General features: G+C 64.3%; 14 protein-coding genes. All 14 read left to right on the top strand.

Annotated features, from left to right (window positions below; genetic code table 11):
- The first annotated feature begins 226 nt into the window (after positions 1-226).
- Positions 227-628 (top strand): flagellar basal body rod protein FlgB, encoded by a 402-nt coding sequence (flgB, locus tag ABQU90_RS17100; protein WP_055854433.1) that lies wholly within the window; start codon positions 227-229, stop codon positions 626-628.
- Between the two features lie 3 nt (positions 629-631).
- Entirely contained in the window at positions 632-1,039 is a 408-nt protein-coding gene (gene flgC / locus ABQU90_RS17095; protein ID WP_005914451.1) for a flagellar basal body rod protein FlgC, read from the top strand.
- 37 nt (positions 1,040-1,076) lie between these two features.
- On the top strand, positions 1,077-1,748 hold the full coding sequence (locus ABQU90_RS17090; protein ID WP_115512938.1) for a flagellar hook assembly protein FlgD: 672 nt from the start codon (positions 1,077-1,079) through the stop codon (positions 1,746-1,748).
- A gap of 31 nt (positions 1,749-1,779) precedes the next feature.
- Positions 1,780-3,003, top strand: coding sequence for a flagellar hook protein FlgE (gene flgE, locus ABQU90_RS17085; RefSeq protein WP_115527748.1), 1,224 nt, complete (start codon positions 1,780-1,782; stop codon positions 3,001-3,003).
- A 144-nt stretch (positions 3,004-3,147) separates the two neighbouring features.
- On the top strand, positions 3,148-3,903 hold the full coding sequence (gene flgF / locus ABQU90_RS17080; protein ID WP_055854442.1) for a flagellar basal-body rod protein FlgF: 756 nt from the start codon (positions 3,148-3,150) through the stop codon (positions 3,901-3,903).
- A 991-nt stretch (positions 3,904-4,894) separates the two neighbouring features.
- Positions 4,895-5,680, top strand: coding sequence for a flagellar basal-body rod protein FlgG (gene flgG, locus ABQU90_RS17075; RefSeq protein WP_006452262.1), 786 nt, complete (start codon positions 4,895-4,897; stop codon positions 5,678-5,680).
- 38 nt (positions 5,681-5,718) lie between these two features.
- Positions 5,719-6,411 (top strand): flagellar basal body L-ring protein FlgH, encoded by a 693-nt coding sequence (gene flgH / locus ABQU90_RS17070; protein ID WP_323522972.1) that lies wholly within the window; start codon positions 5,719-5,721, stop codon positions 6,409-6,411.
- Positions 6,412-6,421: 10 nt separating this feature from the next.
- Positions 6,422-7,540, top strand: a complete 1,119-nt coding sequence (locus tag ABQU90_RS17065; protein WP_055854446.1) for a flagellar basal body P-ring protein FlgI — start codon at positions 6,422-6,424, stop codon at positions 7,538-7,540.
- Position 7,541: 1 nt separating this feature from the next.
- Positions 7,542-8,732, top strand: a complete 1,191-nt coding sequence (gene flgJ, locus ABQU90_RS17060) for a flagellar assembly peptidoglycan hydrolase FlgJ (protein WP_323522974.1) — start codon at positions 7,542-7,544, stop codon at positions 8,730-8,732.
- Between the two features lie 11 nt (positions 8,733-8,743).
- Positions 8,744-10,618, top strand: coding sequence for a flagellar hook-associated protein FlgK (gene flgK / locus ABQU90_RS17055; RefSeq protein ID WP_115512935.1), 1,875 nt, complete (start codon positions 8,744-8,746; stop codon positions 10,616-10,618).
- Positions 10,618-11,823, top strand: a complete 1,206-nt coding sequence (gene flgL, locus ABQU90_RS17050) for a flagellar hook-associated protein FlgL (RefSeq protein WP_055854455.1) — start codon at positions 10,618-10,620, stop codon at positions 11,821-11,823. The genes flgK and flgL overlap by 1 nt, the downstream gene beginning before the upstream one ends.
- Positions 11,824-12,141: 318 nt before the next feature.
- Entirely contained in the window at positions 12,142-13,341 is a 1,200-nt protein-coding gene (locus tag ABQU90_RS17045) for a flagellin (protein ID WP_055854457.1), read from the top strand.
- A gap of 236 nt (positions 13,342-13,577) precedes the next feature.
- Complete coding sequence (gene fliD, locus ABQU90_RS17040; RefSeq protein WP_323522976.1) at positions 13,578-14,903, top strand: flagellar filament capping protein FliD; 1,326 nt, start codon at positions 13,578-13,580, stop codon at positions 14,901-14,903.
- 150 nt (positions 14,904-15,053) lie between these two features.
- Positions 15,054-15,467, top strand: coding sequence for a flagellar export chaperone FliS (gene fliS / locus ABQU90_RS17035; protein ID WP_055854461.1), 414 nt, complete (start codon positions 15,054-15,056; stop codon positions 15,465-15,467).
- Positions 15,468-15,473: the final 6 nt, after the last annotated feature.

The following is a 15,473-nucleotide window of genomic DNA, read 5'->3' as shown; positions in this document are numbered from 1 at the left end:
CTAGCCAAGCAGCGCCTCGCACAGGACTTGCATCAGCTAGTCCGATAGCGCGAAAGAGCCCCGAACCGGCCGCCCAGGTTCGCCTTCCTGGCTGAAACCGCGGCCTTGGCCGATCAAGGCCACGCCAGGGCGCTCCAGCCGCCCTACCCGATCGACGGGTCCAGCAGCACCCCTGATTTGGCACAAACATTGCTTCTTCTCTGGCAACACTTCGCGGGAGAGCACCGTGTCCAATCCCTTCTCGTCCTTCCTCGGCGTCCACGGCGACGCATTGTCGCTGCGCGAGCAGCGCATGAAGCTCATTGCCAGCAATCTGAGCAATGTGGACACCCCCGGGTACAAGGCCAAGGATCTCAACTTCGAAGCGGCCCTGAAGTCGGCCCAGGGCGTGCAGGATGGCGGCCTGATGCAGGCCACCGACGCCAAGCATTACGAAGTGGGCGGCGGCGCCGGGCTCAACCCGTTCCAGATCACCCGCGAATCCGATCAGCCCAGCCTGGACGGCAACACCGTCGATCCCGATGCAGAACGCGCCGCCTACGGCCGCGCCGCGCTGGAATACCGCGCGTCGCTGAGCTTCCTCGAATCCAAGGTGCGCTCGATGCTCACCGCGATCACGGGCCAATAAGTCATGAGCAACCTTCCCATTTTCGATGTGGCCGGCTCGGCGCTGCATGCGCAGTCGGTCCGCCTGAGCACCATCGCCTCCAACCTGGCCAACGCCGATTCGGTGGCCGGTTCTGCAGAAGCCACCTACAAGCCGATCGAGCCGATCTTCCAGGCCCAGCAGAGCCGTCAGGACCCCAGCCTGACCTCGGTGAACGTCAAGGAGATCACCACCACCAACGCGCCGCCGATCCGTCGCTACGAGCCCGGCCACCCGCTGGCCGATGCCGACGGCTACGTGTTCTCGCCCGACGTGGACCCGGTCTCGCAGATGGTCAACATGATTTCCGCCTCGCGCAATTACCAGGCAGGCGTGGAAATGCTCAATACCGCCAAGGAACTGGCGCTCGCAACCCTGACCATGGGTCGCTGACCCTCCTTGCTGACCTTTTTCCTACGGACCCTTTCCAATGAGCACGATCGGTAGCGACCTCTACACCAGCCTCGGGCTGACCTCCAGCAGCGCCACATCGACGAAGAAGAAAGAGGAAGCACTCGGCCAGGCCGACTTCCTCAAGTTGATGACCGAACAGCTGCAGCACCAGGACCCGCTCAAACCGATGGAAAACAGCGCGTTTCTAGGCCAGTTGGCGCAGTTCTCCACCGTGCAGGGCATTGGCGACCTCAATACCAAGGTCGGCAATTTCTCCGATTCGATGAACGCCGACCAGGTGCTCAAGGGCGCCGCGCTGGTGGGCCACAACGTGTTGGTGCCCTCGGCGCAGGTCGCCATCGATGCCACCGGCTCGGCCAAGGGCGTGGTCGCCGCGACCTCGGCTGGCTTCGTCAATTTTGAAATCACCGATGCCAACGGCGCCTTCGTCAAACAACTCAGCGTGCCGGCCAGCGCCGCCGGTGAGGTGTCGTTTGCCTGGGACGGCACCGACGCCAACGGCAACCGCATGGCCGCCGGCAAATACGGCATTACCGCAACCCAAACCGACACCGCCGGTGCCAAGAGCAAGTTATCCACCTATGTCGATGCACCGGTGGACAGCGTCACGATCGGCTCGGACGGCCTGTATCTCAACCTGACCGGGCTAGGCACTTCCCCGCTCGCCAACGTGCTCCGCGTCAGCTGAGCCGGCAACCGACACTTAAAGGAACTCATCCATGGCTTTCAATACCTCGTTGTCCGGCATCAACGCAGCCAATGCCGATCTGAACGTTACTTCCAACAACATCGCCAACGTCAACACGACCGGGTTCAAGGAATCGCGCGCCGAGTTTGCCGACATGTTCCAGAGCACCAGCTACGGCCTGTCGCGCAATGCGGTCGGTTCGGGCGTGCGGGTCAGCAACGTGGCGCAGCAGTTCTCGCAGGGCAATATCGACCCGACCGGCCGCAGCCTGGATCTGGCGATCTCCGGCGAAGGCTTCTTCGCGGTGTCCTCCAACGGCGCCAAGATGTACACCCGCGCCGGCAACTTCCAGACCGATGCCAACGGGTATGTGGTCAATCCGCAGGGCGCGCGCCTGCAGGTGTTCGCGCCGAATCCCAGTGGCAATGGCTTCGACGTGGGCCGTCTGTCGGACCTGCAGCTGCTGACCACCGACAGCCCGCCCAAGTCGACCTCCACGGTCAACCTGGCCTTCACCCTGCCCGGCAACGCCACCGCACCGACGGTGACCCCGTTCAGCCCGGCCGACGACAAGACCTACAGCCACTCCACCGGCGGCATCAATGTCTATGACTCGCTGGGTGTCAGCCACGTGCAGACCTCCTACTTCGTCAAGACCGCCAATCCGAACGAATGGCAGGTGCACAACTATGTGGACGGCACGGCAGTCGGTGCTCCGACCACACTGCAGTTCTCCGACACCGGCTCGCTGACCACTCCGGCCAACGGCATCATCGCGATGGACCCGTTCACTCCCAGCACCGGTGCCGGCGTGCTGAACATGCAGCTCAACGTAAGCGGCTCGACCCAGTACGGCGAAGCCTTCGCGCTGCGCGACACCCGCCAGGACGGCTACGCCAGCGGCAAGCTCAACGAGATCAGCTTCGACACCAGCGGCGTGGTGTTTGCGCGCTATTCCAACGGCGCCGACAAGCCGCTGGGCCAAGTCGCGCTGGGCAGCTTCGTCAATCCGCAGGGCCTGCAGTCGCAGGGCAACAACATGTGGGCCGAAAGCTACACCTCCGGCGCCGCACGCATTGGCGCACCGGACACCTCGGACCTGGGCCAAATCGAATCCGGCTCGCTGGAAGCTTCCACGGTGGACCTGACCGAGCAGTTGGTGAACATGATCGTGGCCCAGCGCAACTTCCAGGCCAACTCGCAGATGATCTCGACCCAGGATCAGGTCACCCAGACGATCATCAATATTCGTTAAGGGCTGGGAATGGGGAATCGGGAATAGGGAATCGTAAGAGCCGGCGTCACGTCTAGCGGACAACGGCCTTACCTCCCCTCTCCCAGTCTCCAGCAATCCCGCTTATACGATTCCCGATTCCCCACTCTCGATTCCCGGTGTCAAATGGACAAAGCCCTCTACGTCGCAATGACCGGTGCCCGTGCCTCCCTGCAGGCGCAGAGCACCGTGTCGCACAACCTTGCCAACGTCGATACGGTGGGGTTCAAGGCCGCATTGGCCAATACCGAGGCCTTCAAGATCCAGGGCAAGGGGTATCCGTCGCGGATCGATGCGCTGCACGTGGATCAGGGCTTCGATCGCAGCCAGGGCCATCAGAAAGTCACCGGCAACCCGCTGGACGTGTCGCTGCAACAGGACCGCTGGCTGGCCGTGCAATCGCCGGATGGCAGCGAGGCCTACACCCGCAACGGCGAATTGGCGCTCACCGCCAATGGCCAGTTGGTCACCGCCAACGGACATGCGGTGCTGGATGAAGGCGGCAACCCGATGACCATCCCGCCGCACCAGGCGATGGAAATCGGCAGCGACGGCAGCATTTCCATCATCCCGCAGGGCGAAGGCCCGCAGGCGATGGATATCGTCGGCAAGATGAAGGTGGTCGATGCGCCCGCCGACCGTTTGACGCGGCGCCCGGACGGGTTGATGCGCAATACCAGCACCGACCCGGCGCAGGCGTTTGCGGTGGCCACCGGCAAGACCGTCAACAGCGGCATGCTGGAAGGCAGCAACGTGGATGCCGCCGGCGCGCTGGTGGAGATGATCCAGCTGCAGCGCCAGTTCGAAATGCAGGTCAAGATCATCAAGAACGGCGACGACAACGCGCAGTCGGCCAATTCGTTGCTGCGGGTCAGCGGCTAACAACGCCTGGCGAGCGTTGGCCACGCGGGTGCGGCCGGCGCGGAGGACCCGAGTACGCAGCGATACCTGCCGATTCCGGGCACCGGATGCGCTTGTATGCTGGCCATCCAGTAACCGTCAGATGCTCTAAACGTGATCGCCGAAGCGATTGCTCCGTCAGACGGGTGCCTATGGCGGTCGTTCGGCTGCTTGAAACACCGCGATCGCGTTATTGCGGCGCGTTTATCGTACCTGCCGTCTTCGGCGTCAGGCCTGAAAGCTGCCGGCCTGCAAGCGGTCCAAACGCTCAGTGCACAGTGCGCATGGAGTCGCTCCAAGCCGTTGCACCCATTCGCCAGCGAAGACATCAGTCAACGCACGGCACCTGATTCAACCGCCACGTCTATCAACGCCGCGTTATATCTCAGTCACCGACCAAAACCGGCGGTGCTTGCGCGCGTGTAGGCGTGGGACCTTATGCGGCATGGATGCCGCATAAAGCCTCCATTGATGGATTCACGGCGTGTTCCACGCCTACACGCGTGCAAGCGCCCTCAGCAGACCGCCGCCCGCCATAAATTGGGGGCGGTTAGTAGAAGTGGAGCCCTCGTGACTGGACGGGTGTAATGCGCGGGTTGGTCAATGCGCGGCGCCGTCTCCGGAAGCGGGACACGCCGTGAATCCGTCCGTGGAGGCTCGGTAGCGGCATCCATGCCGCTACACGGTCCCGCCCCCGGAGACGACGCCGCGCTTGCACGGTTGGCCACTGCTGATCGGAAGCAATCGCGGAAGGCATAAACGTTCACTGCCTTGCCGTCTGTACGCCGACACATCCCGCAGGCGTCCGCGGTCTCCGACGCACCGATGCATCGTCTCCCGGCCGCCGCGTCTTGGCCCTGCGCCGCGTGATCCACCGCACAGCCGGCAAGATTCCGACGCGGGTTTGGCACAGCACGTGCATATACCCAGCCGTACCCGGAACACATCCCCGGGTCTAACGAGGAATCGGGTCATGAATCAGGCTTTGTGGGTCGCCAAAACCGGACTGGATGCGCAGCAGACGCGCATGTCGGTCATTTCCAACAACCTGGCCAATACCAATACCACCGGCTTCAAGCGCGACCGTGCCGCGTTCGAAGACCTGCTGTATCAACAGGTGCGTGCGCCGGGTGGTTCCACCTCCGCGCAGACGCAGCTGCCGACCGGCCTTCAGTTGGGTACCGGTGTGCGGGTGGTTTCCACCTTCAAGGGCTTCGACCAGGGCAGCCAGCAGCAGACCGGCCGCGCGCTCGACGTGATGGTCAACGGCCGCGGCTTCTTCGAAGTGCAGATGCCCGACGGTACCTCCGCCTACACCCGCGACGGCACCTTCCAGATCAATGCGCAGGGCGAAGTTGTCACCAACAGCGGCTACCCGCTGCAGCCCGGCATCCAGGTGCCCGAAGGCGCGCAGTCGCTGACCATCGGCAACGACGGCACCATCAGCGTGACCCTGGCCGGCCAGGCCGCGGCGCAGGAAATCGGTGCGTTGACGCTGACCGACTTCATCAACCCCTCGGGCCTGCAGTCCAAGGGCGAGAACCTGTTCGTCGAAACCACCGCCTCCGGTCCCGCGCAGAACGGCACTCCCGGCCTCAATGGCCTGGGCACCACCGTGCAGGGCGCGCTGGAAGGCAGCAACGTCAATACGGTGGAAGAGCTGGTGAGCATGATCGAGACGCAGCGCGCCTACGAAATGAATGCCAAGGCGATCTCCACCACCGACTCGATGCTCGGTTACTTGAACAACAACGTCTGATCGGCTCGCCGGTCGCTGCCCTCTCAGGAATCCACGCCATGTCACGCCTGCCCTCTCTCTCTTCGCTGTCTCTTGCCATTGCCTGCAGCGCGCTGCTGGGTGGCTGCGTGGCAGCCGGCGATGTGCGGCCGTTCGCCGAACTGGCGCCGATCGTGCCGGTGGTCGCGCCGGTGGCGCAGCCCAGCGCCGGTGCGATCTATGCCGCCGGCCCGGGGCTGAACCTGTATGGCGACCGCCGCGCCCGCGACGTCGGCGATCTGCTGACGGTGAACCTGGTGGAAAGCACCACCGCCTCGTCCACCGCCAATACCAGCATCAGCAAGGCCGACACCGTCGACATGAGCACGCCCACGCTGCTTGGCGTGCCGCTCACCGTCAACGGCACCGACGTGCTGCGCAACTCCACCAATGGCGACCGCAGCTTTGCCGGCAAGGGCAACACCGCGCAGAGCAACCGCATGCAGGGCAGCGTGACCGTCACCGTGATGCAGCGCCTGCCCAACGGCAATCTGGTGATCCAGGGGCAGAAGAATCTGCGCCTGACCCAGGGCGACGAGCTGGTGCAGGTGCAAGGCATCGTGCGTGCCGCCGACATCTCCCCGGACAACACCGTGCCGTCGAGCAAGGTGGCCGATGCCCGCATCGCCTACGGCGCCCGCGGTGCGATCGCGCAGTCCAACGCGATGGGCTGGTTGAGCCGCTTCTTCAATTCCCGTCTGTCGCCCTACTGAGCCTGCGACCATGAATCTGTCATCCCTGCCCTTCCGTTTGCTCGCCGCCGCAGTCGCGCTGTGCGCGATTGCCGCACCGGCATCGGCCGAACGCATCAAGGATCTCGCCCAGGTCGGCGGCGTGCGCGGCAACGCGCTGGTCGGCTATGGCCTGGTGGTCGGCCTGGACGGCAGCGGCGACCGCACCAGCCAGGCGCCCTTCACCGTGCAGAGCCTGAAAAACCTGCTCGGCGAGCTGGGCGTCAATGTTCCGGCGAACGTCAACCCGCAGCTGAAAAACGTCGCGGCCGTGGCGATCCACGCCGAGCTGCCGCCGTTCGCCAAGCCGGGCCAGCCGATCGACATCACCGTGTCCTCGATCGCCAACGCGGTGTCGCTGCGTGGCGGTTCCTTGCTGATGGCACCGCTGAAAGGCGCCGATGGCCAGGTCTATGCAATGGCACAGGGCAACCTGGTGGTTGGCGGTTTCGGTGCGCAGGGCAAAGATGGCTCGCGGGTGTCGGTCAATATTCCCAGCGTCGGCCGCATTCCCAATGGCGCCACCGTGGAGCGCGCCCTGCCGGACGTGTTCGCCGGTAGCGGCGAGATCACCCTCAACCTGCACCAGAACGACTTCACCACCGTCTCGCGGATGGTCGCGGCGATCGACAGCAGCTTCGGCGCTGGCACCGCGCGTGCGGTGGATGGCGTGACCGTGGCGGTGCGCTCGCCTACCGACCCGGGTGCGCGTATCGGCCTGCTGGCGCGGCTGGAAAATGTCGAACTCTCGCCGGGCGATGCGCCGGCCAAGGTCGTGGTCAATGCACGCACCGGCACCGTGGTTATCGGCCAGCTGGTACGGGTGATGCCGGCCGCCATCGCGCATGGCTCGCTCACCGTGACCATCAGCGAAAACACCAACGTCAGCCAGCCGGGCGCCTTCAGTGGCGGCCGCACGGCGGTGACACCGCAGTCCACGATCACGGCGACCTCTGAAGGCAGCCGCATGTTCAAGTTCGAAGGCGGCACCACGCTCGATCAGATCGTTCGCGCGGTCAACGAAGTGGGCGCGGCTCCCGGCGACCTGGTCGCCATTCTCGAAGCCCTGAAGCAGGCTGGCGCGCTGACGGCGGAGCTAGAGGTCATCTGACATGCGTATCGCAGCCTCGCCCATTGATCTCAATCCGAGCACCAAGGCCGATCCCGCAAAGATCGACAAGGTCTCACGTCAGCTCGAAGGCCAGTTCGCGCAGATGCTGGTCAAGAGCATGCGCGATGCCAGCTCCGGCGACCCGATGTTTCCTGGCGAAAACCAGATGTTCCGCGAGATGTACGACCAGCAGATGGCCAAGGCGCTGACCGAAGGCAAGGGACTGGGCCTGTCGGCGATGATCTCCAAGCAGTTGAGTGGCGACACTGGCGGCCCGGCGTTGAACACCTCGCTGAGCACCGCCGAAGCGGCCAAGGCCTATGCCCTGGTCGCCGGCAAGCGCGATGCCTCGCTGCCATTGCCTGCCCGCGACGGCTCGGCAACCAGCGTCGGTGCGAGCCTCGGCGCAGCTGTCGGCGCCGCGGCAGGCATCGGCGCAGGCGGCCTGACCGGTATCGGCATGAGCCAGGTGCTGGATCTGATCGCCGGGCGCAGCGGCGGCAGCGATGCCGGCAGCGACGACGCGGCCGCGCTGAGCTGGCCGTCGGCCAACGATCGCTGGTCCGATGTGGCCGCCAGCGACGCCGCCGACGCCAATACCGCCGTCAACGCAAGCGCGGCCAGCACTGCTGCTGCCAGCCTGGGCGAGCGCACACCGGAAGGCTTTGTCGCCAAAATCTGGACGCACGCACAGAAAGCCGCGCGCGAACTCGGTGTGGACCCGCGTGCGCTGGTTGCACAGGCCGCGCTGGAAACCGGCTGGGGGCGGCGCGGCATCGGCAACGGTGGCGATTCCAACAACCTGTTCGGCATCAAGGCGACCGGCTGGAGCGGCAACAAGGTCACCACCGGCACCCACGAATACGTCAACGGCGTCAAAACCACCGAAACCGCTGACTTCCGCGCCTATGGCTCCGCCGAAGAGAGCTTTGCCGACTACGTGCGCCTGCTGAAAAACAACAGCCGCTACCAATCCGCGTTGCAGGCCGGCACCGATATCAAGGGTTTTGCACGCGGCTTGCAACAGGCTGGTTACGCCACCGATCCGGGCTACGCAGCCAAGATCGCGGCGATCGCCAACGGCCCGACCATCGACCGTGCGGTCGCCGCCATCGGCAACGCAGCGGCAGATCTGTCCAACCGTTACGCCAGCACCGCCGAGCCTGCCGGGCTTGGCACCATCCGTCGTTGAGGTAAACGCCCATGTCCATCATGTCCACCGGGACCAGCGCGCTGATCGCCTTCCAACGGGCGTTGTCGACCGTTAGCCATAACGTCGCCAACATCAATACCGAAGGCTACAGCCGCCAACGCGTGGAATTTGCAACGCGCACGCCCACCGACATGGGCTACGCGTTCGTGGGCAATGGCGCCAAGATCACCGATGTGGGCCGGGTGGCGGACCAGCTGGCCATCTCGCGCCTGCTCGACAGCGGCGGCGAACTCTCGCGCCTGCAGCAGCTGTCGTCGCTGTCCAACCGCGTCGACGCGCTGTATTCCAACACCGCCACCAACGTGGCCGGGCTGTGGTCGAACTTCTTCGATTCCACCAGCGCGGTGTCGTCCAATGCCTCCTCCACCGCCGAGCGCCAGAGCATGCTCGACAGCGGCAACTCGCTGGCGACGCGTTTCAAGCAGCTCAACGGGCAGATGGACAGCCTGAGCAATGAAGTCAACAGCGGATTGACGTCCTCGGTGGACGAAGTCAACCGTTTGACGCAGCAGATCGCCAAGCTCAACGGCACCATCGGCAATAGCGCGGCCAACGCTGCGCCAGACATGCTCGATCAGCGCGATGCGCTGGTGAGCAAACTGGTGGGCTACACCGGCGGCACCGCGGTGATCCAGGATGGCGGCTTCATGAATGTCTTCACCGCCGGCGGCCAGGCGCTGGTGGTGGGAACGACCTCGTCCAAGCTCACCACCGTCGCCGACCCGTACCAGCCGACCAAGCTGCAGGTGGCGATGCAGACCCAGGGGCAGAACGTCAGCCTCAGCGCCAATTCGCTAGGCGGGCAGATCGGCGGCCTGTTGGAATTCCGTAGCAGCGTGCTGGAGCCGACCCAGGCCGAACTGGGCCGCCTTGCGGTGGGCATGGCCAGCACCTTCAACGCCGGTCACGCCCAGGGTATGGACCTGTATGGCGCGATGGGCGGCAACTTCTTCAACATCGGCTCGCCCACCACTGCGGCCAACCCGAGCAATACCGGCACCGCTTCGCTGACCGCCAGTTTCAGCAACATGTCGGCCGTGGACGGGCAGAACGTCACGCTCAGCTTCGATGGCACCGCGTGGAAAGCTACCAGCGCCAGCACCGGCGCGGCCGTGCCGATGACCGGCACCGGCACCGCTGCCAACCCGCTGGTGCTCAATGGCGTCAGCATGGTGGTCGGCGGCACGCCGGCCAGCGGCGACAAATTCCTGCTGCAGCCCACTTCCGGGCTGGCCGGCACCGTGTCGGTGGCCATCACCGACCCGTCGCGCATTGCCGCAGCAACGCCGGTCAAGGCCACCGCCACCGTCGCCAACCTGGGCTCCGGCAAGATCAGCGACGTCAAGATCACCAATGCGCAGAACCCGGCGCTGCTGACCCCGTCGTCGGTGGAGTTCATCGATGCCAACCAATACACCATCGACGGCGCCGGCCCGTTCGCCTACACCCCCGGCCAGACCATCAGCGCCAACGGCTGGAGCTTCGCGCTGGATGGCGCGCCCAAGGCTGGCGACACGTTTGGCGTCGGTCCGACGGGCGCCGGCTCCAGCGACAACGGCAATGCCAAGTTGCTGGCCAAGATCGACGATGCCAAAGCGCTCAGCGGCGGCACGGTCACGCTCAACGGCGCGCTGTCGGGCCTGACCACTTCGGTGGGCTCGGCCGCGCGTGCGGCCGATTACGCCGCCGACGCGCAGAAGGTCATCAACGACCAGGCGCAGGCCAGTCGCGATTCGATTTCCGGCGTCAACCTCGATGAGGAAGCCGCCAACATGCTCAAGCTGCAGCAGGCCTATCAGGCGGCCGCACAGATGATCTCCACCGCCGACACCATCTTCCAAGCCATCCTGGGCGCCGTACGCTGATGACCGACCGTATCTCCACCAGCATGATGTACAGCCAGTCGATCGCCTCGATGGGCGCCAAGCAGACGCGGCTGAACCAGCTCGAATCGCAGCTGTCCAGCGGGCAGCGCCTGGTGACCGCCAAGGACGATCCGGTCGCTGCCGGCACTGCCGTGGGTCTGGATCGCGCGCTGGCCGCGATTACCCGCTTCGGCGAGAACGCCAACAACGTGCAGAACCGCCTAGGCCTGCAGGAAAACGCGCTCTCGCAAGCCGGCGACAAAATGGCGCGCGTCACCGAATTGGCGGTGCAGGCCAACAACTCCTCGCTCAGCCCCGACGACCGCAAGGCGATCGCATCGGAACTGACCGCGTTGCGCGACAGCATGGTGAGCCTGGCCAACAGCACCGACGGCACCGGGCGCTATCTGTTCGGCGGCAGCGCCGATGGCAGCGCACCGTTTATCAAGAGCAATGGCGGCGTCGTCTATAACGGCGACCAGACCCAGAAGCAGGTCGAAGTGGCGCCGGACACCTTTGTCAGCGACACCCTGCCCGGCAGCGAAATCTTCATGCGCATCCGCACCGGCGACGGCACCGTGGACGCGCACCCTTCCAACGCCAATACCGGCACCGGCCTGCTGCTGGATTTCAGCCGCGATGCCAGTACCGGCAGCTGGAACGGCGGCAGCTACAGCGTGCAGTTCACCGCCGCCGACACCTACGAGGTGCGCGACAGCACCAATGCAGTGGTCAGCACTGGTACTTATAAGGATGGCGACGACATCACCGCGGCCGGCGTGCGCATGCGCATCAGCGGCGCACCGGCGGTCGGCGACAGTTTCCAGATCGGCGCCTCCACCACCAAGGACGTGTTCTCCACCATTGACGATCTGGTTGGTGCGCTCAATTCCGACACGCTGACCAAGCCGCAGAAGGCAGCGATGATCAATACGCTGCAGACGTCCATGCGCGACATCGCGCAGGCCTCGTCGAAAATGATCGACGCGCGCGCCTCTGGCGGCGCGCAGTTGTCGGCCATCGACAATGCCAACTCCTTGCTCGAATCCAACGAAGTCACCCTCAAGACCACCCTGTCGTCGATCCGCGATCTGGACTACGCCTCGGCGATCGGGCAGTACGAACTCGAGAAGGCCTCCTTGCAGGCCGCTCAGACCATTTTTCAGCAGATGCAGTCGTCGTCCTTGTTCAACATGATCCGCTGATTTGCAGCAGAAAACCTGCGTTTTCTTCGCTCCTGCGCGTGAGCACTTGCGCAGGCGGACGGAGTTTATTTTTCGAACGGTTATACCAACGCTAAAGATTTAAGGGGTGCTGCCGAATAAACCAAACCCCTTGATACACAACGCTTACGCATTTCGTCCCGCAGCAGAAAAACAGTAAAAAAATACTGAATTTCGCTAAAGGTTCCCGACGCAACGCCGTTATTCATCTCAGCAGCGGCAACGGCCAACTTGATGGCCCCCCTGCGGAGGCTCCGGGCAAGTCCCCCTTGCCGGAAAAATCGCTTAGGAGAAATCAAAATGGCACAGGTAATCAACACCAACGTAATGTCGCTGAACGCTCAGCGTAACCTCACCACCAGCAGCGCCAGCATGTCGACGAGCATCCAGCGTCTGTCGTCGGGCCTGCGCATCAACAGCGCCAAGGACGACGCCGCCGGTCTGGCGATCTCCGAGCGTTTCACCACGCAGATCCGCGGCCTGGACGTTGCCTCGCGCAACGCCAACGACGGTATCTCGCTGGCCCAGACCGCTGAAGGCGCGATGGTCGAAATCGGCAGCAACTTGCAGCGTATCCGCGAGCTGTCGGTGCAGTCGTCCAACGCCACCAACTCGGCCACCGACCGTGACGCGCTGAACTCCGAAGTCAAGCAGCTCACCGCTGAAATCGACCGCGTTGCCAACCAGACCAACTTCAACGGCACCAAGCTGTTGAACGGCGACTTCTCCGGCGCGCTGTTCCAGGTCGGCGCCGACGCTGGCCAGACCATCGGCATCAACAGCATCGTCGATGCCAACGTCGATTCGCTGGGCAAGGCCAACTTCGCTGCCGCCGTCTCCGCCGCCGGCGTGACCGGTACCGCCACCGCTTCTGGTTCGGTCAGCGGCATCAGCCTGTCGTTCAATGACGCCAGCGGTTCGGCCAAGAGCGTCACCATCGCCGACGTCAAAGTCGCTTCGGGCGACACCGCTGCCGATGTGAACAAGAAGGTCGCTGCGGCCATCAACGACAAGCTGGACCAGACCGGCATGTACGCCTCGATCAAGAGCGACGGCTCGGTGCAGATCGAATCGCTGAAGGCCGGCCAGGACTTCACCTCGCTGTCCGCTGGCACCTCCAGCGCCACCGGCATCACCGTCGGCTCCGGCATCACCACCGCCTCGGCCGCTTCCGGCACCACCGCTTCGACCCTGAGCAGCCTGGATATCTCCACGTTCTCCGGCTCGCAGAAGGCCCTGGAAATCGTCGACAAGGCGCTGACCGCGGTCAACTCCTCGCGCGCCGACATGGGTGCGGTGCAGAACCGCTTCACCTCCACCATCGCCAACCTGAGCGCCACCTCGGAAAATCTGTCGGCCTCGCGTAGCCGTATCCGCGACACCGACTACGCCAAGGAAACCGCCGAGCTGACCCGCACGCAGATCCTGCAGCAGGCCGGTACCGCGATGCTGGCCCAGGCCAAGTCGGTTCCGCAGAACGTGCTGAGCCTGCTGCAGTAACTTGCCGCAGTCGTTCAGAAGCGCTTCGCAGCAAATCAAAAGCCCCTCTTCGGAGGGGCTTTTTTGTGGGTGCGGGTTTTTTGACGCCGGTCGTTTGGCGCAGCCGGCACGGAAGTTGCATCCGCTTGGTGGTCAACAAGACGCGTCGGCGCCGCTAAAGTCCTCCCGGATGCGGCCGATACCCGTCTCGTAATCCCATGCATCCGCTGTCCGGATGCCCAGACGAGGAATGCAACATGGCATCGGTGATCAGTACGTCCGGCTCCGGGCTGGATATCCCCACCGTGGTGTCCACCCTGGTATCCCGTCAGAAGGATCCGGAGCAGGCGCGCATCAACAAGGCCGGCACCGCAGCGACCACGCAGCTGTCGGCCATCAGTCAGATCAAGAGCAGCATGACCACGCTCAAGTCTGCGCTGGACAAGGTTGTCAGCAGTGCCGATACCAACGCCTACAAGGCGACGGTCCCGACCGATGCCGGCTTCACCGCCACCACCACCAGCTCGGCCGCGCCCGGTAACTATTCGGTGGAAGTGGTCTCGCTGGCCGCGTCGCAGAAACTGGCCTCCGGCGCATTCACCGCCGATGCCACGGTCGGCAGCGGCACGCTGACGATCGGCTACGGCGACCAGAGCGTTACCGTCGACATCAGCGGCACCGACAAGCTCACCGACATCGCTGCAGCCATCAACAAGGCCGCCGGCGGCAAGGGCGTCACCGCCAGCGTGGTGACCGCCAACGATGGCCAGCACCTGGTCTTCAACGCGGTCGACTCCGGCACCAAGGGGGCGCTGACCGTCAGTGCCAGCGACCCGAGCTTGAACAGCCTCACCTTCGGCGCCGGTGTCACCGGCGGCCTGACACAGCAGGTGGCCGCCGCCGACGCGCTGGTGCGCGTGGACGGCTTCGAGCGCACCTCCAGCTCCAACACCATCAGCGACATCGTGCCAGGCGTGGTGCTCAACCTGACCAAGGCCGCCGAAGGCACCAAGTTCAACCTGGGCGTCGCCCCCGACACCAGCGGCCTCAAGGCCAATCTGACTGCGTACGCCGCCGCCTACAACACTGCCAACACCTTGCTGGCCAAGAGCAGCGCCTACGACGCCACCACCAAGACCGCCTCGGCACTGACCGGCGACTCACTTGTGCGTGGCCTGCAGCAGCAGTTGCGCGGCCAGGTCAGCGGCAACGTCAACGAGCTCAAGTCGCTGGGCCTGACGATCGACAAGGATGGGGTGATGAGCTTCGACGGTGCCAAGTTCGACACCGCCATCGCCTCCGACGGCGGCGCTGCCGCCGAGGTGCTCGGCAAGGACAGCAAGTTCGGCTCCGGCATGACCAAGCTGCTGGACAGCAACGTCAACGCCAACAACGGCACCCTGACCCTGCGCTCGGACAGCTTGAACAAGACCATCAAGGGCTATGAGGCCGACCTGGACGATCTGGACGCACGCATGACCAAGCTGACCGATCGTTACACCGCGCAGTTCACCGCGATGGAAACCATGATCAGCAAGCTGCAGAGCAGCGCCAGTTCGCTCAGCAGTCTGTTGAACAGCTGATTTCCGTGATGCCGATCCTCAAGTCCCGCAAGGGTCTTGCCGATACAAGAAGGGCCTATCGTGATTTCGGCCTTGCCTTCTGGCAGGAGCGTCGTCGCAGGAGCACAGCGCTCCGGGACCAGCGAAGGTCAGCCCATTGAGGAGTCATCCATGTACGGTTCCAATCGTCAATATGCCGAGCAATACCGCAAGGTCGGCGTGTCCACCAGCGTGACCGAAGCCGACCCGCACAAGCTGGTGTCGCTGCTGTTCGCTGGCGCCTGCCAGCGCATCCGTCTGGCTCAGGCCTGCCTGGCGCAGGGCGACCAGGCGCGCAAGGGCAAGGCCATTGGCGAAGCCTGTGCGATCGTCGGTCATTTGAACGGCTCGCTCGATCACGAAGCCGGTGGCGAGATCGCTGGTAACCTGTCGGCCCTGTACGACTACGTCATGCAGCGTCTGACCGCAGCCAACCTGCACAACGACGAGACTGCGTTGACCGAAGCGCTGGAGTTGCTCAGCGAAATCGACTCGGCGTGGAACTCCATCCCCCTCGAACAACGCGGCCTCGCTGCGGTTTCCTGAGTCCAG

Origin of the sequence: Xanthomonas sp. WHRI 10207, assembly GCF_040202975.1 — a bacterium.
In the GTDB taxonomy this organism is placed as follows: Bacteria; Pseudomonadota; Gammaproteobacteria; order Xanthomonadales; family Xanthomonadaceae; genus Xanthomonas.
The sequence above is the reverse complement of the archived record's forward strand: the minus strand, read 5'-3'. Positions and strand labels throughout refer to the sequence as shown.